Consider the following 18,505-nt stretch of genomic DNA (forward strand, 5'->3'; position numbering starts at 1 on the left):
CCTCGACCGGCGCCCCGAGGTCACCGCCGTCGCCTACGCCGGCCTGCCCTCCTCGCCCTGGCACGACCGTGCCCGGCACCTCGCCCCCCGCGGCGCCGGGGCGATCGTCACCTTCGAACTCGCCGGCGGCATCGACGCCGGCAAGAAGTTCGTCAACGCGCTGACCCTGCACAGCCACGTCGCCAACATCGGCGACGTGCGCTCGCTGGTCATCCACCCCGCCTCCACCACCCACTCCCAGCTCACCGCCGCCGAACAACTCGCCGCCGGCGTCACCCCCGGCCAGGTCCGCCTCGCCGTCGGCATCGAACACATCGACGACATCCTCACCGACCTCACCACCGGCCTCGAGGCCGCCGGCGCCTGATCCGGACTCACGCATCGGTCCCGCCCCGGATACCGGGGCGGGACCGTGCATTTCGGGACCGCGTCCTACCGGACGGGGACCGGGGCGGACGCTCGGCCGAGCGCGCGGAGTGCCGGCACTCCGACCGGTTCGGTTGCGAGCAGCGGCACGACCGCGTAGCGCTCGGCGAGTTCGGTGCGGACCTTGTCGATCTGCTCGAGTTCCGCGGCGCAGCAGAGGCGCGGGAGCCACGGAGTTGTCGATCACCTACGGGACGGTGGCGACGACGACGAACGCTCGTTGCGACCACTCGCGAAAATACCTGCAACACAGCGACTTCCCTACTGTCTGGCGAGCGCAGATCCTCGGTGGGGTCGCACGGCCCGGCTCGTCGATGCGCGCATGGTGGCCGTCAGAGCGCCGAAGGGGTGCGCACGTGGCCCTCCCTCCGATCGGGCCGGTGGTCCATTTGACGCAGTGTTTCGACAACCATCAATATAGACACATGCCGAATCAACCGCAGAGCGGGGACGAGCCCTGCTGCCCGCCGCTCAGCCGCGAGCCGCTCACCTCCGATTGGGCCGGTGACCTGGCCCGCATGTTCAAGGCCCTGGGCGATCCGGTGCGCCTGCGGATGCTGAGCCTGATCGCCAGCCACGAGGGTGGCGAGTGCTGCGTATGCGACATCTCACCGTCATTCGACCTGTCGCAACCGACCATCTCGCACCACCTCAAGGTGCTGCGGGAGGCCGGCCTCCTCGACTGCGAACGTCGCGGCACGTGGGTGCACTACCGGGTCGTCCCCTCGGCCCTTGCCCAGCTGTCCGCGGTGCTGTCCGTCGAAGCCGGGATCGTCGCGAACTCGTCCTGCACGCCCGCCGTCACCTTCCAGGAGGTCGTCTCGTGACCACCACCACCGACCACCCGGCCGTCGTCGGCAAGCTGTCCACCCTCGACCGGTTCCTGCCGGTGTGGATCGGCGTCGCCATGGTCGCCGGCCTGCTGCTCGGCCGCCTGATTCCCGGCCTCGGCGACATCATCTCCACCGTGGAGATCGACGGCATCTCGCTGCCGATCGCCCTCGGTCTGCTGATCATGATGTACCCGGTGCTGGCCAAGGTCCGCTACGACCGGCTCGACACCGTCACCGGCGACCGGCGGATGCTGATCGGCTCACTGGTACTCAACTGGATCCTCGGGCCGGCCCTGATGTTCGCCCTGGCCTGGCTGATGCTGCCCGACCTGCCCGAGTACCGCACCGGACTGATCATCGTCGGTCTGGCCCGCTGCATCGCCATGGTCATCATCTGGAACGACCTCGCCTGCGGCGACCGCGAAGCCGCCGCCGTGCTCGTCGCACTCAACTCCGTCTTCCAGGTGATCATGTTCGCCGGCCTCGGCTGGTTCTACCTCTCCGTGCTGCCGGGCTGGCTCGGACTCGAACAGACCACCCTCGACGTCTCGCCCTGGCAGATCGCCAAGTCGGTGCTCATCTTCCTCGGCATCCCGCTGTTCGCCGGCTTCCTCACCCGGCACTTCGGCGAGAAGGCCAAGGGCCGGACCTGGTACGAGCAGAAGTTCCTGCCCAGGATCGGGCCGTGGGCCCTGTACGGCCTGCTGTTCACCATCGTGATGCTCTTCGCGCTGCAGGGCGAGCAGATCACCTCCCACCCATGGGACGTCGCCCGCATCGCCCTGCCGCTGCTGGCGTACTTCGCGATCATGTGGGGCGGCGGCTACCTCCTGGGCGCCACGATGGGCCTGGGCTACGAGCGCACCACCACCCTCGCGTTCACCGCGGCCGGCAACAATTTCGAACTCGCCATCGCCGTCGCCATCGCCACCTTCGGCGTCACCTCCGGGCAGGCCCTCGCGGGCGTGGTCGGGCCGCTCATCGAGGTGCCCGTGCTCGTCGGCCTCGTCTACGTCTCGCTCGCCCTCCGCAAGCGGTTCTCCACCTCGGCCGCCCGCGCCGCTTCGTGACGTTCCGGCGCCACCAGCCCATCCCCGAAAGGACTCTCCGATGAGTACCAAGCCGTCCGTGCTGTTCGTGTGCGTGCACAACGCCGGCCGCTCCCAGATGGCCGCCGGATTCCTCACCGCCCTCGCCGGCGACGCCGTCGAGGTTCGTTCCGCCGGCAGCGCACCCGCCGATCAGGTCAACCCCGCCGCCGTCGAGGCCATGGCCGAGCTCGGCATCGACATCTCCACCCAATCCCCGAAGATCCTCACCACCGACGCCGTCGAAGCCTCCGACGTGGTGATCACCATGGGCTGCGGCGACACCTGCCCGGTCTTCCCCGGCAAGAGCTACCGCGACTGGGTGCTCGAGGATCCGGCCGGCAAGGGCGTCGAGTCGGTCCGCCCCATCCGCGACGAGATCAGGGCGCGGGTCGAGGCGCTGATCGCCGAACTCGTTCCCGGCGCCGTCCGCCGCTGACGGAGCGGCCCCCAGAGTCCGCGCAGTGGCCGAATGTCACATGCGTTCGATGGAAGCGATGCGATGTGACATTCGGCCACGACGATCAGCAGCAGGAGCCGGACGAGACCTTGCCCGCCTCGGAGTCCGATTCTGCGTGCTCGCCGGTCGCTGCCGAAGCGCAGCACACCCCCTCGCTGGACTCGCCGTCGGCGAGCAGCGTCGGACTCGTACCGAAGGTCTCGCTGTCGGCGAGGACGGTGTAGACCTCCCACTTCTCGCCGGCGGGACCGGTGACCCACACCTTGTCCTGGGTGGCGAAGCAGCAGGTGGTGCCGATCTCCTCGTCCGTGAACAGGCCTTCGTCCGTGAGGCGGGCGATCTCGGAGTGCACCTTCTCGCTCGAGTCGACCTCGACGCCGAGATGGTTGATCGAGCCGCCCTTGCCCGCGTTCTCGATCAGGACGAGCTTCAGCGGCGGTTCGGCGATCGCGAAGTTCGCGTAGCCGGGCTTCAGCTTGGCCGGCTCGGTGCCGAACAACTTCGAGTAGAACGTCACGGCCTCCTGCAGGTCGTCGACGTTGAGGGCGAGCTGGACGCGGGACATGATGACCTCCACCTGTGAGACATACATCGAATTCGTAGGTCAACTGTCACCACCTTTTTGACATATGTCAAGAGGGATGGATGATGGGGACATGCCCAAGGCGCTCCCGGTTGTCGACGTCTCCGCCCCCATCTGCTGCGCGCCGGTCTCGGCCGCACCGATGAACGAGCAGGCCGCCCTCGAGGTGGCGCTGCGGCTCAAGGCGCTCGCCGACCCGACCCGGATCCAGCTGATGTCGATCCTGCTCACCACACGGGAGGACGACGTGTGCACGTGCGACCTGGCGTCGGCCGTGGGGTTGGCGGAGTCGACCGTCAGCCACCACCTGGGCCAGCTGCGCAAGGCGGGGATGGTGCAATCGACACGCCGCGGCATGAACGTCCACCACCGTGCCTGCAGCGACGCGTTGCAGGCGCTACGTCTCGTCCTCGACCCCCACTGCTGCACCTGACCGACCGAATGTCACACCGGTTCGATCGCATCGAACCGGTGTGACATTCGGCCAGACGGCCCCCGCTCACACCGAGCCGAACAAGGCCTCCGCGTTGTCCCAGCACACCGCCCGGACCCATTCGCTGCCGAGACCGAGCCGTTCGACCGCTTCGAGCTGATGGATGTACGGGTACGGGATGTTCGGGAAGTCGCTGCCGAACAGCACCTTCGAGCCGAGCGCCCGCAGCCGCGGCAGCTCGTCCTCCGGGAACGGCATGGACTCCTGGGTGAAATCGGTGAACGCCATGGTCGTGTCCAGGTGCACCCGCGGATACTTCTCGGCCAGTTCGAGGAACTCGCGATACTCCGGCATGCCCATGTGCGCGACGATCAGCGCGAGCCGGGGGAACCGGTCCAGCAGTGCGGCGATCGGCCCGGGCCCGGTGTGCGCACCCGGCGCCGGCCCCGAGCCGCAGTGGATGACGATCGGCACGCCGGCGTCCTCGAGCAGTCCCCACACCGGATCGAGCAGTGGATCGTTGGGGTCGTAGTCGCCGACCTGGATGTGCGACTTGAACACCCGCGCGCCGTGCTCGAGCGCCGCGGCGACGTAGTCACCCGCCTCGGGCTCGGGGTAGAACGTCGCGGTGTGCAGGCAGTCGGGGGTGCGGGCGGCGAAGTCCACTGCCCAGGAGTTCAGCCATGCGGCCATCGCGGGCTTGTGCGGGTAGAGCATCGCCGTGAACCGGCGAACCTCGAAGCGCCGCAGCTGCTCGACGCGTTCCTCCTCGGCGTGCCGGTAGGTGATGGGCCATTCGCGGCCCACGAGCGGTCCGGCGGAATCGAAGTATCCCCACACCTTGTCCATGACGCTCTTGGGCATGAAGTGGGTGTGCACGTCGATCAGGCCGTCGAGGCCGTGCCGCTCCCGGAAGTCGGCCACCTGCTGCGCTTCGTCCATCCCCCGAAGGTAGCGACCCCGCCGCCGGTGAGTCATTTGGGCTGCCCCAGCCGCCCGAAATACACACCGGCGCCGACGGCGCCTCAGAAGTACACGGCGATGCGACGGCCGTCGATCTCGTGCACGGCGATGTCCATGTCGTAGACCTTGCGCAGCACCTCGGGCCGGAGGATCTCGTCGACGTCCCCGTCGGCGACGACGGCGCCGTCGCGCATCGCGACGATGCGATCGGAGTGGCACGACGCGAAGTTGATGTCGTGGATCACCAGGATCACGGTCTTGCCCATCTCGTGGGCCTCCGTCGCAGCAGCTGCATCATGTGCTGCGAGTGCTTCATGTCCAGGTTGTTGAGCGGTTCGTCGAGCAGCACGTAGTCGGTGTCCTGGGCGAGCACCATCGCGACGAACGCGCGCTGCCGCTGCCCGCCGGAGAGCTGGTCGAGGAACCGGTGCTCGAACCCGCCCAGGCCGGTGTACTCGATGGCGCGGTCGACCGCGTCGTGGCAGGACGCCGACAGCCGGCCCTTCGAATGCGGGAAACGCCCGAACTCGACGAGTTCCCGCACCGACAACCGCACCGCGGTGGTGTTGTCCTGGCGCAGCACCGACAGCTTCCTGGCCAGCCCGTCCGAGGGGGTGGCGCGCAGGTCGAGCCCGTCGATGCTGACCGACCCGGCGTCGGAGTCGAGCAGCCGCGCGACGATGGTCAGCAGGGTCGACTTGCCGGCGCCGTTGGCACCGATGATCGACGTGAGGCCCCCGCGCGGGACGTCGAGATCGACGGGTCCGAGCACGGTGGTACCGGCGTAGTTCTTGGCGAGGTCCCGAACGGTGATCACAGGCGTGCACCCCTCACGAGCAGGGAGATGAAGTAGATGCCGCCGACGAAGTTGACGACGACGATGAGGCTCGAGTTGTAGTCGAGCAGCCGGGCGAGGACGAACTGTCCGCCGACCAGGGCGACGATCGCGACGAGCGTCGCGGCGGGCACCGTCCAGCGGTGCCGGAAGGTGCCGACCAGTTCCCGCCCCAGGTTGGCCACCAGCAGTCCGAGGAACGTGATGGGCCCGACGAGCGCGGTGGACACCGAGACCAGCACCGCGACGACGATCAGCGTGCGGGTGACGACGCGCCGGTGGTCGACGCCGAGACCGATCGCGTGCTCGCGGCCCAGCGCGACGACGTCGAGCTGACGCAACATCGGCACCGAGAACGCCGTTGCTGCGACGACGAGCAGGGCCGACACGGCGAGCAGGTCGACCTGCACGTTGTTGAAGCTGGCGAACAGCACGTCCTGCAGCGTCATGAAGTCGTTGGGGTCGATCAGCCGCGACACCAGCGACGACAGCCCACCGAACAGGGCACCGAGCACGATGCCCACGAGCACCAGCACGTACAGGTCGCGCGATCCGCGGTCGAAGAGCCATCGGAACAGCACGAGCGCGAAGCCGACCATGGCGAGCACCTCGACCCCGAACTTCAGGCGCGGATCCAGTGTCGCGAGGGCGCTCGCGCCGAACAGGAACACCACCAGGGTCTGCAGCAGCATGAACAGGCTGTCGAACCCCATCACACCCGGGGTGAGGATGCGGTTGGCGGTGACGGTCTGGAAGATCACCGCGGCGAAGGCGGTGGCGTAGCCGACGAGCACCATCGACAGCACCTGCCGGCTGCGGATCTTCATGGCGAAGTCCCACGAGCCGGTGACGAAGAGGAACAGGTACGCGCACACTGCCAGTGCGGCGACGACGCCGAGCACGACGAGCACGCGGGCAGGGTCCCGGCGACGGGTTGCGGAGGGTGCGGCGACGGCCGGGCTCATCGCGCACCTCGCCGGGTGCGCAGGATCAGTGCGATGAATACGACGGCGCCGACGACGCTCGCGACGGTACCGACCGGGATCTCGTACGGGTAGCGGATGACGCGGCCGACGACGTCGCAGGCGAGCACGAATCCGGCGCCGGCGAGCGCGGTGATCGGCAGGACGCGGCGCAGGTTGTCGCCGAGCGCCATGGTGACGAGGTTGGGCACGACGAGGCCGAGGAACGGGATGGCGCCGACGACGACGGTGACGACGGCGGTGGTGACGGCGACGACGACCATGCCGATGTTGATCACCAGCTGGTACGGGACGCCGAGGTTCTTCGCGAAGCCCTCGCCGAGGCCGGCCACGGTGAAGCGGTCGGCATACAGATAGGCGACGGCCATGACGGCGACGACGACCCAGATGATCTCGTAGCGTCCGCGCAGGATGCCGGAGAAGTCACCACTGGTCCAGGTGTTCAGGGCCTGCATCAGTTCGAGCCGGTAGGCGAAGAACGTGGTGACGGCCATGACGACGCCGCCGAACATGAGGCCGACGAGCGGCACGACGATCATGTCGGTGAACCGGACGCGGCGCAGCAACCGCAGGAACAGGAAGGTGCCGACGAGGGAGAAGGCGACGGCGACGAGCATCTTGCCGAGCACGGACTGTCCACCGAGGAACAGGGTCGCGACGAGGATGCCGAGCAGGGCCCATTCGACGGTGCCGGCGGTGTCCGGTGCGACGAACCGGTTTCGGGTCAGATGCTGCATGATCAGGCCGGACACGCTCAGGGCGGCGCCGGCGAGCAGGATCGCGATCAGACGGGGCACGCGCGAGACGAAGAAGACCTCGAGGGTCGCCGTATCGCCGCGCAGCAGGTCGGCGGGGGTGACGTCGGCGACCCCGACGAACAGGGATGCGAAGGCGGCGACGGCGAGCATCGCGGCGCCGATCAGGACGGGACGCAGACGCACGGCGGGGCCGGCGGCCGCACGCGCGGTGCGGTCGCCGGCCCTGCCGGTCGTTGTCGGGGAACTCACGAGCGGGCGGAGGTCACGCCGCCGCGGCCTTGCCGACGGCCTGCCCGACGACGTCGATCTGCGACTGGACGGAACTCAGCGCGCTCGGCGCCATGTACCAGGTGTACAGGTCGAGGTAGGTGATCCGGCCTTCCTCGGCGGCGGTGGTGCCGCCGACGAGCGGGTTGTCGAGCACGCGGGACGCGTTCGGGCCGGTGGTGTCGCCGAGGGGCGCCTCTCGGTCCTGGACGAACATCAGATCGGGGTCGGCCTGGGCGATGTACTCGAAGGAGACGGCATCGCCGTGGGCGACGTCGTCGGCGAAGGTCTCCGAGACGGGCGCGACGCCGAGATCGTGGATGATCCCGTACCGGGATCCGGGTCCGTACGCGGTGACCTCGGCGGCCTCGACGCGCAGGATCAGCCCGCGCAGGCTCGCCTGTTCGGCGCTCGCGGACACGGCATCGAACGATTCCCGGATTCCGCCGAACTTCGCCTCGAAGGCGTCCTCGGCTCCGAAGATGCCGGCGAGGTTGCGGTTCTGCTTCTCGACGCTGTTCAGGAAGTCCTTGGAGTCGACGGACAGGTCGACGGTGGGGGCGATCTCGCTGAGCGCGTCGTAGCTGGTGGCCGACCGGGCGGCGACGATGATGAGGTCGGGATCGAGGGCGTTGACGGCCTCGAAGTCGGGTTCGAACAGCGAGCCGACCTTGGCGACGTCGTCACCTCGGTAACGCGCGAACGATTCGGGCCAATTGGTGAGCGCGGGGACGCCGACGGCATCTGGCAGGTCGAGGTCGATCATGGACTGCAGCACGCTCTGGTCGAAGACCACGACCCGTTCGGGATCGACGGGCACCTCGGTCTCGCCCTGGGCATGACTGACGACGATGGTCGCACCGGTATCTGCCGTGTCGGAGGGGGTGTCGGAGGAGCAGGCCGAGAGCCCGAGCGAGGCGGCCGCGACTAGGGCGACGGCGGCGGACAACCGGATACGCATGGGCAATCTCCTTGAAAATTGAACTTCCGGGGTAGTCGGATCCGCTCTCGAAGCCCGGCCCCACCCCGAACTGAGCGAAGCGTTGCCTAACTTAGCATGCCTTTACTTACCGTTGGCAAGATGTCGTGTCTCCACACGGACGAGCGCGCCACCACTACGGTCGGATCATGACCTCCACCACGTTCTCCGCCTGGGTCGCGCGCGAGCACGACGACGCGATCGACTTCGCCCCCGAGACCGTCGACGAGACGATGCTGCCCGACGCCGGCATCACCGTCCGTGTCCTGCATTCGAGCGTCAACTACAAGGACGCCCTCGCCGTCGTCCCGCGCGGCGGCGTGGTCCGCAACTACCCGATCATTCCTGGCATCGACCTCGCCGGTGAGGTCGTCACCTCGGATCACCCCGACTTCGCGCCGGGCGACCGGGTCTTCGCGCACGGCTACGAGATCGGCACCGGCCGGCACGGCGGCTACGCCGAGTACGCCCGCGTGCCCGCCGATCAGCTGGTCCGGCTCGGCGAGCTCTCCACGGCCGACGCCGCCGCCATCGGCACCGCCGGCTTCACCGCGGCGCTCAGCGTGCAGGCGCTGCTGCGGCACGGACTCACCCCGGACGACGGGCCCGTCGTCGTCACCGGCGCCTCCGGCGGCGTGGGCACCGTCAGCGTCGATCTCCTCGCCGCCGCCGGATTCGAGGTGGTGGCCTCGACCGGCAAGCCGGAAGCTCACGACCTGCTCCGCGAGCTGGGCGCCGCGTCGGTGATCGGACGGCTCCCCGAGGACCCGGACGCGAAGCCGCGCCCGCTCGGCAAGGCGACCTGGGCAGGGGCCGTGGACTGCGTGGGCGGCGCGACCCTCGCCCACGTCCTCAGCACCGTGCAGTGGGGCGGCGCGGTCGCCGCGAGCGGGCTCACCGGCGGCGCCGCCTTGCAGACCACGGTGATGCCGTTCATCCTGCGCAGCGTCGCGCTACTGGGAATCGACTCGGTGCAACTGCCCATCGGCCCGCGGCGCGAGCTGTGGGAGCGTCTCGCGGGCGACCTGCGCCCCCGGCACCTGGCCGACATCATGCGCCGAATCCCTGCGCGCGAGCTGGTGTCCGTGCTCGACCTGGTGCGCGCCGGCAAGTTCACCGGCCGCGCGGTGATCGAGGTCGCCGGCGGCTTCTGACGCCTCGTCAGAAGAGCGTGAGCTCGACCTCCTCGACCACCTTCACCGTCCGGCGCACCGCCTTCTTCGCGGCGCGCGCGGGCGCGGCGGTCGGCTCGGGCCGCGCAGGCGCGGCGGTCGGCTCGGGCCGCGCAGGCGCGGTGGTCGGCTCGGGCCCGGCCGGTTCGATTGCGGATGCGATCGGGGCGGCCGCCTGGGCGCGTGCCGCCTCGCCTGCCAGTTTGTCGGCGAGTTCGTTGAAGTGGTTGCCGACGTGCCCGCGCACCCAGCGGAACCGCACCGGCCCGGACCGTTCGGCGAGGACGCGGTCGATGGCCTGGACCAGGTCGAGGTTCTTCACCGGCGCGCCCGTCGCCGTCTTCCAGCCCTTGCGCTTCCATCCGGGCAGCCACTCCGAGGCGCACTTGATGGCGTACTGCGAGTCGGATTCGATGATCATCGGCTCCGGGCCGGGGTGGGCCTTCAGCGCCTCGAGCAGCGCCCGCAGCTCGGCGATCTGATTGGTGCCGGAGCGCTCCCCGCCCGCCCGGCTCGGCCCTTCGTGATTGACCCACGCCCACCCGATGGCGCCGCCCGGGTTTCGAAGGCACGAACCGTCGGTGCTCACGATGATCATGTGCCAGACCATATCCCGTGGCAGGGGCGACGTCGCGCCCGAGGCACCGACGCGCCGCGACCGTGCACGAATCGCGGCCTTCGTCGGGGTGTCGGCACGAGACGTGCACACTCGTGGCCGGCGCCGCCGGTCCACCCCTCGTCGCCCGGTACGGCGGCACAGTACGGTGGACCGGTGCCCGTCCCCGCTCCACCCAGCACCGGCGCGCTCGTCGTCCGCGCCGAGCTGCCCCGGCCGGTGGACGTCGCGCTGACGTTGCAGCCGCTCCAGCGCGGCCCCTACGACCCCTGCCACCGCCGCGACGGGCACGCGGTGTGGCGCACGTCCCGGTTGGCATCGGGGCCGGTCACCTACCGGCTCGTGCAGGACGGTCCGCGTGGCGCGCGCTGCCAGGCGTGGGGCCCCGGAGCCGGGGAGCTGGCGGACCGTCTTCCCTCCCTGCTCGGCGCCGAGGACGATCCGGCCGGGTTCCGGCCCGAACATCCGCGCCTGGCGGAGGCCCATCGACGTCTCCCTGCCCTGCGGATCCCGCGCACCGGCCGCGTGCTCGAGGCGCTGATCCCGGCGATCCTCGAACAGCGGGTGCACGCCGTCGCAGCGTTCGCGTCGTGGCGGCGGCTCGTCACGTGGTTCGGCGACGACCCGCCCGGCCCGGCACCGGAGGGGATGCGGGTGCCGCCGGCCGCCGAGACGTGGCGCCGCATTCCGTCGTGGGAGTTCCACCGCGCCAACGTCGACCCCGGCCGGGCCCGCACCGTCGTGCGCTGCGCCCAGCTGGACGACCGGCTCGAGCGGCTCGTCGACCTCGATCCCGCCGAGGCGCAGCGCAAACTGCAATCGATCCCGGGCGTGGGAATCTGGACCGCCGCCGAGGTAGCACAGCGTGCCTTCGGAGACGCGGACGCGCTGTCGGTGGGCGACTACCATCTCGCGAAGATCGTCGGCTGGTCGTTACTCGGCGCCCCGCTCGACGACGCCGGCATGGTGGAGTATCTGAAACCTCTTCGGCCGCACCGTTACCGGGCCGTGCGGCTGATCATGGCGACCGGCGGGGCGGGGCGGGTCCCCCGGCGGGGGCCGCGGACCCCGATCACCGATCACCGCAGGCGCTGAACAGAGCCCGCACGCCGGGGCGGCCGCAAGGTGCCTTCGTCCCGCGGCCTCCGCCGTCTGTCGGTGCGGATCCCGCTGTACCGGGTTTCCTCGGACCGTTCACTCGGCGATGTCGAGTCCGTGCGCGGCGGCGAAGGCCAGCGCCTGCGACACGTCGATGCGTGCCCCGGCCAAGTCGGCGGTGACCCACAGCTGCGGGTCCGTCCGCGCGCCACGTAGATCGGCACCGGACAACCGGAGCCCACCGGTACGGGCGCCGGTCAGATCCGCCCCCTGCAGGCCGGCCTTCCGCAAGTCCACACCGGCCAGATCGGCCTCCCGCAACCGACACCCCGACAGTTCGACCCCCTGCAGGTCGGCTCCTCCGAACCCGACCAGCGACAGATCCGTCTCCTCGAACGTCACCGGCCGCAACCGCGCCCGGCTGATCGAGGAGCCCAGGAACGTGCACCGGACGAACCGGCTGTGCCACAGGGAGCTGCGGTGGAAGATGCAGTTGCGGAACGCCGACCCGACGTGCACCGACTCGCCGAGGTCGGCGCCGGTGAAATCGCACTCGGTGAACACGACATTCGTCGTCCTCGCCGCGTTCAGATCGGAGTCGACGAACGAGCACCGGACGAACTCCCGGCCCTCCCACCGGCTGTCCCGCAGATCCATACCGTCGAAAACCTCGTCGACCGACGACTCACCGTTCACGCGTCTACTTTCGTCAGCTGACATCCTCGAGTCGAGGATACGAGTCGGGGTATGAGCCCTCGGTCCGAGTACAGCGGAGCTGCGCTGCCGCGGAGTCCGCGACCGGCACGACCGTCGGATTTCCGGCCGTCGGACCGTACCCTGGTGGCATGTCCGACCCAGACATTTCGACCGCGCCCACGAGACTCGCGCGGCTCCCGAGCTGGCTGTTGACCCAGTCCGCGCGCCATGTGCACCGAGTGGTGTCCGGCCGGCTCGGCCTGGCCGACGCCCGCGGCTACCACTACCGCGCGCTGGCGGCACTCGAGGAGTACGGCTCGCTGTGTCAGGCGGATCTGGGCCGACGGGCGGGGATGGACCGCAGCGACATCGTCGCCACCGTCAACGAGCTGGCCGATCGGCGGTTCGTCGATCGCAGTCCCGATCCCACCGATCGGCGCCGCAACATCATCAGCGTCACTCGCCGCGGGCGGCAGCACCTGCGCGCCCTCGACGACGTCCTCATCGCGGCTCAGGACGAGGCGTTCGCATCGCTGGACCCGGCCGAGCGGGACCAGCTTGCCGTCCTGCTCACGAAGCTGCTCGCGCATCACACCCGGCAGGCGAAGGGTCCCGTGCGGGACCCCTCCGCCTCGGACGGGCTCAGAGGGAGCGGGCGATGATCTGCTTCATCACCTCGTTCGCGCCGGCGTAGATCCGCTGCACGCGGGCATCCTCGTACATCCGGGCGATGAGGTACTCGCGCATGTAGCCGTAGCCGCCGTGCAGCTGCACGCAGCGGTCGATGACCTCGCACTGCTTGTCGGTCAGCCAGTACTTGACCATCGCGGCGTCCGCGGCGTCGAGTTCGCCCTTCAGGTGCTGCTCGATGCAGTGATCGAGAAACACCTGGCACGTGCGGGCGATGGTCCGGCACTCCGCCAGCTCGAACGCGGTGTTCTGGAACTCGAACAGGCTGTGCCCGAACGCCTGCCGCTCCTTGGTGTAGCGCACCGTCTCCTCGACCGCACGGTCCATCGCCCCGGCCGCCTGGGCGCCGATGATCAACCGCTCCTGCACCAGCTGCGCCATCAGCTGCGCGAAGCCCTGGCCTTCGGTCTCGCCGAGCAGGTTCGACACCGGCACCCGCACGTCGGTGAACGACAGCTCGGAGGTGTCGGCGCCGTGCTGGCCGACCTTGTCCAGCACGCGCCCGACCGCGAAGCCGGGGCAGTCGCGCAGGTCGACGATCAGCAGGGAGACACCCTTGGCGCCGGCCTTCGGGTCGGTCTTGACGGCGAGCACGATGACGTCGGCCGACGAACCGTTGGTGATGAACGTCTTCGAGCCGTTGACCACGTACTCGTCGCCGTCGCGGACCGCGGTGGTCTTGATGGCCTTCAGGTCCGACCCGGCGCCGGGCTCGGTCATGCCGATCGCGCCGAGGATCTCGCCGGTGGCCATGCCGGGCAACCAGGTTCGCTTCTGCTCCTCGCTGCCGTACTCGAGGATGTAGTGGGCGACGATGCCGCTGTGCACCGAGATTCCGAGGGCGAGATCACCCGAGTAGCCCTGCGCCTCGAAGACCGCGAGATCGTGCGCGAAGGTCCCACCCCCGCCGCCGAACTCCTCCGGGATCGAGCACAGCAGCAGACCGAGCTTGCCGGCCGCGAGCCACACCTCGCGGTCGATGCGCCGCTGGGTGTCCCACTTCTCGGCGCGGGCCATCACCTCGCGCTCGAAGAAGTCGCGGGCCAGTTCCGAAACCGCCTGGACCTCGTCGTCGTGCCAGGACGGCACGTGCTTCTTCACCATCGGTGTCCTTCAACCTTCCCTCCGGTGTGACCGAATGTCACACCGCGTCGATTCGATCGAACTGATGTGACATTCGGTCGATGCCGGTCGCCGCAGGTCGATGCCGGTCACTGGGTGCGCAACTCGCGCTTGAGGAGCTTGCCGCTCTGGTTACGCGGCAGGGTGTCCACGAACCGGACGAGCTTCGGAACCTTGAACGGCGCCAGGCGCTGCTTGACGTGGTCGATCAGCTCGTTCTCGTCGGTATCTGCGCCGTCGCGCAGCACGACGACGGCGGTGACGGCCTCGATCCACTTCTCGTCGGGGGTGCCGATGACCGCGACCTCGGCGACGGCCTCGTGGGTGTAGAGGGCGTCCTCCACCTCCCGGGACGCGACGAGGATGCCGCCCGTATTGATGACGTCCTTGATCCGGTCGACGACCGTGATGTAACCCTCGGCGTCACGGGTGACGAGATCACCGGAGTGAAACCACCCGTCGCGGAACGCCTCCGCGGTGGCGTCCGGGTTGTCCCAGTAGCCCAGGCACAGCTGCGGCGACCGGTACAGCACCTCGCCGGGCTCACCGTCCGGCACATCGTTGCCGTCGGCGTCGACGACGCGGGTCTCGACGAACAGCACCGCCTTCCCGCACGAGGACGGCCGGTCCGCGTGCTCCTCCGGACGCAGAACCGTTGCCAGCGGCCCGATCTCGGACTGACCGAAGCAGTTGTAGAACCCGAGGTCCGGGTAGCGCTCGCGGAGCCGGTTCAGCACGGTGACGGGCATGATCGACGCGCCGTACTGCGCCTTCCGCAGCGACGACAGGTCGCGGGTCTCGAGATCGGGGTGGTTCGCCAGCGGCACCCACACCGTCGGGGCGAGGAAGAGCGAGCCGATCCGCTCGGACTCGACGAGCCGCAGGATCTCCGGGATGTCGGGGGCGGGCAGCAGCGTGACCGTGGCGCCGACGGCCAGGTACGGCAGCATGAACACGTGCATGCCGGCGGAGTGGTACAGCGGCATGCAGATCAGCGGATTGTCGTCCACCGCCAGGTCCAGCGCGACGATCGACGAGGTGTACTCGTGCACCAGCGCCCGGTGGGACATCATGGCGCCCTTGGGCTTCGAGGTGGTGCCGGAGGTGTAGAGCAGCTGCACGAGGTCGGCGTCGGAGACGGTCACGTCGAGTTCGGGCACCTCGCCCGTGCCCGCGACGGCGAGGAGCGAGTCGTCGGCGTCGTGCAGCGGCACCACATGCTCGGCCGGGACGTCGCCGAGGACGGCGTCGAGGTTCTCGCGCAACGCGGGGTCGACGAGGACGGCGCGCGCCCCGGACTGGCCGAGCAGGTAGCTGAGTTCCTCGCCGCGCAGCGCGTAGTTGATCGGCACGTGCACCAGGCCGGCCCGGGCGGCCGCGAGGTACCCGACGACGTAGGCGTCGGAGTTGGTGCCGTACGCGGCGACGCGATCGCCCTGCACCAGGCCCAGCGCACGCAACCGTCCGGCCGCCCGGGTGACCGCGTCGTCGAGCTCGCGGTAGCTGAGGGTGCGGTCGCCGAACCGCAGGGCGGTGCGGTCGGGGAAGCGGGCGGCGCTGCGGTGCAGCACGCCGTCGACGGTGTTCGCGCGCGGGTCGAGGCTCATGGCCGACAGGTTATAGGACGTCCAACCAATTGACCAGACCGATCGATCGATAACGTCAGCGACCCTGCCACACCGGCCGGCGCTTCTCCACGAACGCCGTCATACCCTCCTGGGCGTCGCAGATCATCGCGTTGGTCGCCATCGTCTCGGCCATCGCCTCGTAGGCCTGCTCCTGCGACAGCTCGATCTGCCGGTAGAAGGCTTCCTTCCCGATCCGCACCGTCGCCGGGGACGCCGAGACGATCTTCGCGGCCAGGGCCGCCGTCTCGGACTCCAGGACCGCGGGATCGACGACGAAGTTGATCAATCCCCAGTCCGCCGCCGTCACCGCGTCGATCGTCTCGCCCGTGAGCAGCATCTGCATGGCCCGCTTGCGCCCCACGGCCCGGCTGAGCGCGACCATCGGCGTGGAACAGAATAGGCCGATCTTGACCCCCGGGGTACCGAACACCGCGTCCGACGACGCGACCGCCAGGTCGCACGACGCCACCAGCTGGCAGCCGGCCGCGACGGCCGTGCCCTGCACCGACGCGATCACCGGCTGCGGCACCGACTGCACGGTCTGCATCATCTCGGTGCAGGTGTCGAAGATGATCCGCTCGTCCTCGAGGGTGCGGCCGATCATCTCGCGCAGGTCGTGCCCCGCCGAGAACACCGGGCCCTCGGCGCGGATCACGATCACCCGGGTCGCGGGCTCCGCGGACAACGCGCGCAGCCCCATCGTGACCTCGCGCATCGCCGCCGCGGACAACGGGTTTCGCTGATCGGGACGGTTGAGGGTGAGCAGGCCGATGCCGGACGCCTCGTCGACGGCGATGAGAACGGCGGCGGGCTGGTCGGTGCGCGTATCGGTCATGCGCTCCTGCCTACACCACCGCGACGGGGGCGGCCACCCCCCGAACGTGGGTGAGCAGCCGCAGCAGCGCGGCCGCCACCTCGTCGGCGTGCTGGACGATCACCGAGTGCCCCGCGCCCTCGACCCGCACCAGTTCGGCGGCCGGCAGCCGCGCGGCGATGGCCCGCGAGTGCGCGAACGGCGTCAGCTCGTCGGCCGAACCGCCGAGCACCAGGACCGGGATCGCCGCCAGCACGGCCAGGGCCGCCGACTCGTCCAGCACCGCGAACGCCGCCAGGAAGCGCGAGAGCGTCACGATCGACGCCTCGGCGGCCAGGGTCGTCGCCAGCGACCGTGCCCACGAGTCCGCGCCGCCGCGACGGACCACCGGAGCGCACATCCGCCCGCCGACCCGCATCGATCCCTGCATCACCCGCGGCGCGCGGCGCACCGCGCGGTGGAGCACGGACACCGCCGGGTGCCGCAGATAGCGGCCGAGTCCCAGCTCGGCCAGGCCGCTCGCCGCGGTCGCCACCAGGGCGGCGCCCACGACGCGGCTGCCGATCCGCTCCGGGTACAGCCGCGCGTAGGCCATCGCCACCATCCCGCCCATCGAATGCCCCGCCAGCACGACCGGACCGTGGGGCACGACGGTGCGCAGCACGACGTCGAGGTCGTGGGCGAGCTGGTCGATCGTGTACGTCTCCGGCGCACCGACCCCCGACCGGCCGTGCCCGCGCTGGTCGTAGGCGACGATGCGGATCCCTGCCCCAACCTGCCCGGCAAGGCGCTCGCGGACCGCCGACCAGCTGCCGGTGTGCAGGCAGTGCCCGTGCACCAGCACGACGGTGACGAGCGCGTCGGCGGGTCCGTGCACCCGCACCGACAGAGGCACACCGTCGTCGGCGACGACGGTCACCCGACGCAGATCCGGTCCAGGCATCGCGGCCTCCCAGCGGTCGATCTGCCGGGAATGTCGCCGATGCCCGAGCGGGGCGTTACCGCCGCGACCGAATCGTGACCGGTGGTCAGCGTGGGGCGAGGGCCCGGACCATCTCCGTGGGGTCGCCCGCGGTGGTCATCGCGATCACGGGGGTGGTCACGCCCGCCTCGACGTACCGTTCGATATGCTCCCGGCAGGCCTCGGGCGGCCCGTGCACGACCAGCTGGTCCACCACGTGGTCCGGGATCGCGGCGAGGGCCGCCGACCGCTCCCCCTCCGCCCACAACCGCCACATGCCCTCGAAATCGTCGCTGCGTCCGAGGAATTCGTGGAAGGCACGGTAGACGGGGACGTTCATGTAGGCGGCGATCATGCGACGACCGATGCTGCGGGCGGTTTCGGCGTCGAAGCCGGGCAGGACGAAGATGCGGGCGACGATCTCCTTGCCCGCTCCGCCCTCGTGCACGTACGGCGCGACGGTGCGCACGTCGTCGGCCGAGAGCCAGTTGACGATCGCGCCGTCGGCCTCGCGCCCGGCGAGTCGCAGCATGCCCGGCCGCAGGGCGGCGAGCAGCAGCGGCGGGGCGGGCTCGGGGACGAGTCCGGCGCGGAACCCGCTGACCTCGAACGTGTCGTATCTGTGCGTGACCTTCTCGCCGGCGAGCGCGGCCCGCAGGAACTGCAGGGTGTCGCGGGCTCTCTTGAACGGCTCCTCGAACGGGGTGCTGTTCCACTTCTCGACGATCACGTTGGACGAGGTGCCCACGCCGAGGACGAATCGCCCCGGGGCGGCGGCGGCGAGAGTGGCCGCGGAAATCGCCAGGGTGGCCGGACCGCGCGTGAAGACCGGCACGATCGCGGTACCCAGGCGCAAGGTCGGCGCCCACACGCTCGCCAGCGCCAGGGGCGTGAAGGCGTCGGCCACGCTGCTCTCGGACGACCACACGTCGGTGTAGCCGAGGTCGGGCAGTTCGGCGATCAGATCTCGCTGGCCGGGCAGGGCAATGCCGTCGAGGGGGATCGTCAGACCCCAACGGCGAGGAGTCGCATCATCGCTCATACGCCACACCTTAGGCTGCGCCGGTGTGTCCTTCGGGCTGCCAGGACCACCCGAAGGA

Annotated in this window: 20 protein-coding genes and 1 pseudogene; 8 read left to right on the forward strand and 13 right to left on the reverse strand. The window is 69.9% G+C overall.

Annotated features, from left to right (window positions below; translation table 11 throughout):
• From QYS60_RS17280 to QYS60_RS17295, 4 genes are all read left to right on the forward strand, one after another.
• Positions 1-367: PLP-dependent transferase (locus QYS60_RS17280; protein ID WP_371383751.1), on the forward strand; the 367-nt coding region annotated here is incomplete at its 5' end.
• 484 nt (positions 368-851) lie between these two features.
• Complete coding sequence (locus QYS60_RS17285) at positions 852-1,253, forward strand: ArsR/SmtB family transcription factor (protein ID WP_371383752.1); 402 nt, start codon at positions 852-854, stop codon at positions 1,251-1,253.
• Positions 1,250-2,329, forward strand: a complete 1,080-nt coding sequence (gene arsB, locus QYS60_RS17290; RefSeq protein WP_371383753.1) for an ACR3 family arsenite efflux transporter — start codon at positions 1,250-1,252, stop codon at positions 2,327-2,329. Before QYS60_RS17285 ends, arsB begins: the two co-directional genes overlap by 4 nt.
• Before the next feature lie 40 nt (positions 2,330-2,369).
• Positions 2,370-2,786, forward strand: coding sequence for an arsenate reductase ArsC (locus tag QYS60_RS17295; RefSeq protein ID WP_371383754.1), 417 nt, complete (start codon positions 2,370-2,372; stop codon positions 2,784-2,786).
• An 85-nt stretch (positions 2,787-2,871) separates the two neighbouring features.
• Here QYS60_RS17295 and QYS60_RS17300 read toward each other — a convergent pair whose 3' ends face one another.
• Positions 2,872-3,372: an ArsI/CadI family heavy metal resistance metalloenzyme gene (locus tag QYS60_RS17300; protein ID WP_371383755.1), complete on the reverse strand. Its 501-nt coding sequence runs from the start codon at positions 3,370-3,372 to the stop codon at positions 2,872-2,874.
• A 91-nt stretch (positions 3,373-3,463) separates the two neighbouring features.
• On the opposite strand from QYS60_RS17300, the gene QYS60_RS17305 reads away from it, so the two are divergent.
• Positions 3,464-3,823, forward strand: coding sequence for an Rv2640c family ArsR-like transcriptional regulator (locus QYS60_RS17305; RefSeq protein ID WP_289380299.1), 360 nt, complete (start codon positions 3,464-3,466; stop codon positions 3,821-3,823).
• Positions 3,824-3,889: 66 nt separating this feature from the next.
• Here QYS60_RS17305 and QYS60_RS17310 read toward each other — a convergent pair whose 3' ends face one another.
• The 5 genes and pseudogenes from QYS60_RS17310 to QYS60_RS17330 all read right to left on the reverse strand — a co-directional run bounded on the left by QYS60_RS17310 (position 3,890) and on the right by QYS60_RS17330 (position 8,590).
• Complete coding sequence (locus tag QYS60_RS17310; RefSeq protein ID WP_289380297.1) at positions 3,890-4,765, reverse strand: amidohydrolase family protein; 876 nt, start codon at positions 4,763-4,765, stop codon at positions 3,890-3,892.
• Positions 4,766-4,848: 83 nt separating this feature from the next.
• A pseudogene (locus QYS60_RS17315) lies at positions 4,849-5,603 on the reverse strand (ABC transporter ATP-binding protein).
• Positions 5,600-6,586: an iron chelate uptake ABC transporter family permease subunit gene (locus QYS60_RS17320; protein WP_371383756.1), complete on the reverse strand. Its 987-nt coding sequence runs from the start codon at positions 6,584-6,586 to the stop codon at positions 5,600-5,602. The pseudogene QYS60_RS17315 and the gene QYS60_RS17320 overlap by 4 nt, the downstream one beginning before the upstream one ends.
• Positions 6,583-7,611: an ABC transporter permease gene (locus tag QYS60_RS17325; RefSeq protein ID WP_371383757.1), complete on the reverse strand. Its 1,029-nt coding sequence runs from the start codon at positions 7,609-7,611 to the stop codon at positions 6,583-6,585. The genes QYS60_RS17320 and QYS60_RS17325 overlap by 4 nt, the downstream gene beginning before the upstream one ends.
• Positions 7,612-7,624: 13 nt before the next feature.
• A complete protein-coding gene (locus QYS60_RS17330) occupies positions 7,625-8,590 on the reverse strand; it encodes a siderophore ABC transporter substrate-binding protein (RefSeq protein ID WP_371383758.1) in 966 nt (321 codons plus the stop codon).
• A 167-nt stretch (positions 8,591-8,757) separates the two neighbouring features.
• Here QYS60_RS17330 and QYS60_RS17335 point away from each other — a divergent pair, with 167 nt between their 5' ends.
• Positions 8,758-9,762: an acryloyl-CoA reductase gene (locus QYS60_RS17335; protein ID WP_371383759.1), complete on the forward strand. Its 1,005-nt coding sequence runs from the start codon at positions 8,758-8,760 to the stop codon at positions 9,760-9,762.
• A gap of 7 nt (positions 9,763-9,769) precedes the next feature.
• Here the strand turns inward: QYS60_RS17335 and QYS60_RS17340 are convergent, their stop codons facing one another.
• Complete coding sequence (locus tag QYS60_RS17340; protein ID WP_371383760.1) at positions 9,770-10,378, reverse strand: ribonuclease H; 609 nt, start codon at positions 10,376-10,378, stop codon at positions 9,770-9,772.
• 174 nt (positions 10,379-10,552) lie between these two features.
• On the opposite strand from QYS60_RS17340, the gene QYS60_RS17345 reads away from it, so the two are divergent.
• Complete coding sequence (locus tag QYS60_RS17345) at positions 10,553-11,491, forward strand: DNA-3-methyladenine glycosylase (RefSeq protein WP_289380285.1); 939 nt, start codon at positions 10,553-10,555, stop codon at positions 11,489-11,491.
• A 99-nt stretch (positions 11,492-11,590) separates the two neighbouring features.
• Here the strand turns inward: QYS60_RS17345 and QYS60_RS17350 are convergent, their stop codons facing one another.
• Complete coding sequence (locus tag QYS60_RS17350; protein ID WP_289380318.1) at positions 11,591-12,151, reverse strand: pentapeptide repeat-containing protein; 561 nt, start codon at positions 12,149-12,151, stop codon at positions 11,591-11,593.
• Between the two features lie 188 nt (positions 12,152-12,339).
• Here QYS60_RS17350 and QYS60_RS17355 point away from each other — a divergent pair, with 188 nt between their 5' ends.
• Positions 12,340-12,852, forward strand: coding sequence for a MarR family winged helix-turn-helix transcriptional regulator (locus QYS60_RS17355; protein ID WP_371383761.1), 513 nt, complete (start codon positions 12,340-12,342; stop codon positions 12,850-12,852).
• On the opposite strand, the gene QYS60_RS17360 is transcribed toward QYS60_RS17355, so the two are convergent.
• The 5 genes from QYS60_RS17360 to QYS60_RS17380 all read right to left on the reverse strand — a co-directional run bounded on the left by QYS60_RS17360 (position 12,833) and on the right by QYS60_RS17380 (position 18,447).
• Positions 12,833-13,984 carry an acyl-CoA dehydrogenase family protein gene (locus QYS60_RS17360; protein WP_289380281.1) on the reverse strand — a complete coding sequence of 384 codons (1,152 nt, stop codon included), beginning with the start codon at positions 13,982-13,984 and terminating at the stop codon, positions 12,833-12,835. The genes QYS60_RS17355 and QYS60_RS17360 overlap by 20 nt on opposite strands.
• A gap of 107 nt (positions 13,985-14,091) precedes the next feature.
• Positions 14,092-15,609 (reverse strand): acyl-CoA synthetase, encoded by a 1,518-nt coding sequence (locus QYS60_RS17365; RefSeq protein WP_371383762.1) that lies wholly within the window; start codon positions 15,607-15,609, stop codon positions 14,092-14,094.
• Between the two features lie 55 nt (positions 15,610-15,664).
• A complete protein-coding gene (locus tag QYS60_RS17370; protein WP_371383763.1) occupies positions 15,665-16,465 on the reverse strand; it encodes an enoyl-CoA hydratase in 801 nt (266 codons plus the stop codon).
• Between the two features lie 10 nt (positions 16,466-16,475).
• Positions 16,476-17,363: an alpha/beta fold hydrolase gene (locus QYS60_RS17375; protein ID WP_289380317.1), complete on the reverse strand. Its 888-nt coding sequence runs from the start codon at positions 17,361-17,363 to the stop codon at positions 16,476-16,478.
• A 109-nt stretch (positions 17,364-17,472) separates the two neighbouring features.
• Positions 17,473-18,447 (reverse strand): LLM class F420-dependent oxidoreductase, encoded by a 975-nt coding sequence (locus QYS60_RS17380; protein WP_289380271.1) that lies wholly within the window; start codon positions 18,445-18,447, stop codon positions 17,473-17,475.
• Between the last annotated feature and the right edge of the window lie 58 nt (positions 18,448-18,505).

The organism is Rhodococcus sp. GXMU-t2271, from assembly GCF_041414735.1.
Lineage (GTDB): Bacteria > Actinomycetota > Actinomycetes > Mycobacteriales > Mycobacteriaceae > Rhodococcus > Rhodococcus indonesiensis.

Coding starts and splice junctions, on each gene's coding strand:
- QYS60_RS17355 (WP_371383761.1), top strand. CDS start 12,340: ATGTCCGACCCAGACATTTCGACCGCGCCCACGAGACTCGCGCGGCTC.
- QYS60_RS17305 (WP_289380299.1), top strand. CDS start 3,464: ATGCCCAAGGCGCTCCCGGTTGTCGACGTCTCCGCCCCCATCTGCTGC.
- QYS60_RS17365 (WP_371383762.1), bottom strand. CDS start 15,609: ATGAGCCTCGACCCGCGCGCGAACACCGTCGACGGCGTGCTGCACCGC.
- QYS60_RS17330 (WP_371383758.1), bottom strand. CDS start 8,590: ATGCGTATCCGGTTGTCCGCCGCCGTCGCCCTAGTCGCGGCCGCCTCG.
- QYS60_RS17320 (WP_371383756.1), bottom strand. CDS start 6,586: ATGAGCCCGGCCGTCGCCGCACCCTCCGCAACCCGTCGCCGGGACCCT.
- QYS60_RS17380 (WP_289380271.1), bottom strand. CDS start 18,447: ATGAGCGATGATGCGACTCCTCGCCGTTGGGGTCTGACGATCCCCCTC.
- QYS60_RS17310 (WP_289380297.1), bottom strand. CDS start 4,765: ATGGACGAAGCGCAGCAGGTGGCCGACTTCCGGGAGCGGCACGGCCTC.
- QYS60_RS17370 (WP_371383763.1), bottom strand. CDS start 16,465: ATGACCGATACGCGCACCGACCAGCCCGCCGCCGTTCTCATCGCCGTC.
- QYS60_RS17285 (WP_371383752.1), top strand. CDS start 852: ATGCCGAATCAACCGCAGAGCGGGGACGAGCCCTGCTGCCCGCCGCTC.
- QYS60_RS17295 (WP_371383754.1), top strand. CDS start 2,370: ATGAGTACCAAGCCGTCCGTGCTGTTCGTGTGCGTGCACAACGCCGGC.
- QYS60_RS17335 (WP_371383759.1), top strand. CDS start 8,758: ATGACCTCCACCACGTTCTCCGCCTGGGTCGCGCGCGAGCACGACGAC.
- QYS60_RS17350 (WP_289380318.1), bottom strand. CDS start 12,151: ATGGATCTGCGGGACAGCCGGTGGGAGGGCCGGGAGTTCGTCCGGTGC.
- QYS60_RS17340 (WP_371383760.1), bottom strand. CDS start 10,378: ATGATCATCGTGAGCACCGACGGTTCGTGCCTTCGAAACCCGGGCGGC.
- QYS60_RS17300 (WP_371383755.1), bottom strand. CDS start 3,372: ATGTCCCGCGTCCAGCTCGCCCTCAACGTCGACGACCTGCAGGAGGCC.
- QYS60_RS17360 (WP_289380281.1), bottom strand. CDS start 13,984: ATGGTGAAGAAGCACGTGCCGTCCTGGCACGACGACGAGGTCCAGGCG.